We start from the raw sequence: 1216 nt of genomic DNA, 5'->3' as shown, positions 1-1216 counted from the left end.
AAGGCGGTGCCGCGCACGGTGATCACCAGCTTGGCGTCACTCGATTCGACCGTGGCGATGGCGTTGCCGGCATAGATCGGACGGGTGAAGGTCCTGGGCCCCTCGACCGAGAGGATGTCCGAGACCTGCATGACGTCGAGCAGCGCGGCAACGCGCGGGGCGACGTTCTTGCCCGTGGTCGTGGCAGGGGCGACGAAGGCATCGTAGTTCGCCATCAGGCCTGCCACGAGCGGCGCGACGTTTTCAGCAAGCGCGTTGGCAAGGCTGGCGTCGTCGGCTTTCAGGACCCTGGCGACGCCGGCGATCTGCGCGGCGGCCTGTGCGGCGCCGTCGCAGTTGGCGCCTGCGACCAGCGCGGTCACTTCGCCAAGCTGAGCTGCGGCAGTGACGGCGGCGAGCGTCGCGTCCTTGACGGAGGCGTTGTCGTGTTCGACCAGAACGAGAACATTGGCCATGTCAGGCTACTCCCATTTCCTTGAGCTTGGCGACCAGCGTGTCGACATCGGGCACCTTGATCCCCGCGCTGCGCACCGGCGGTTCGGAGACCTTGAGCGTCTTCAAACGCGGGGCGATGTCGACGCCGTAGTCGGCGGGCGTCTTGTTGGCCAAGGGCTTGGACTTGGCCTTCATGATGTTGGGCAGCGAGGCATAGCGCGGCTCGTTCAGGCGCAGGTCGGTAGTGACCACCGCAGGCAGCGCAAGGCGGACGGTCTGCAAACCGCCGTCGATCTCGCGCTTGACCACCACCGCATCGCCTTCGACCGCAACCTCGTTGGCGAAGGTGCCCTGCGGGCGCCCCAGCAACGCGGCAACCATCTGGCCGACCTGGTTGCTGTCGTCGTCGATCGCCTGCTTGCCGGTCACGATCAGCCCGGGCTGTTCCTCGTCGGCAATGCCCTTGATGATCTTGGCCACCGCCAGAGGCTCGACCTCGGTACCATCGTCAACCTGCACCAGGATCGCCCGGTCCGCGCCCATCGCCAGCGCCGTGCGCAGCGTCTCCTGCGATTTCGCAACCCCCACCGACACCGCCACGATCTCGGTCACCACGCCCTTCTCCTTCAGGCGAATGGCTTCCTCCACCGCAATCTCGTCGAACGGGTTCATGCTCATCTTCACGTTCGCAAGATCAACTCCCGAACCATCCGCCTTCACTCGAGGCTTCACGTTGTAATCGATCACGCGCTTCACGCAGACCAGGGCTTTCATCGGTCGG

1 protein-coding gene and 1 pseudogene are annotated in these 1216 nt (G+C 65.4%); both read right to left on the bottom strand.

The window, feature by feature from the left end; genetic code table 11:
• Positions 1 to 455: pseudogene (locus tag AC2A04_RS18255) on the bottom strand (electron transfer flavoprotein subunit alpha/FixB family protein); the annotation flags it as partial.
• 1 nt (position 456) lies between these two features.
• Positions 457 to 1209 carry an electron transfer flavoprotein subunit beta/FixA family protein gene (locus tag AC2A04_RS18250; protein WP_484213782.1) on the bottom strand — a complete coding sequence of 251 codons (753 nt, stop codon included), beginning with the start codon at positions 1207 to 1209 and terminating at the stop codon, positions 457 to 459.
• Positions 1210 to 1216: the final 7 nt, after the last annotated feature.

The sequence above is a fragment of the Novosphingobium sp. HNCC26DJ243 genome (genome assembly GCF_057180545.1).
This window is presented reverse-complemented; position numbering and strand designations above follow the sequence as displayed.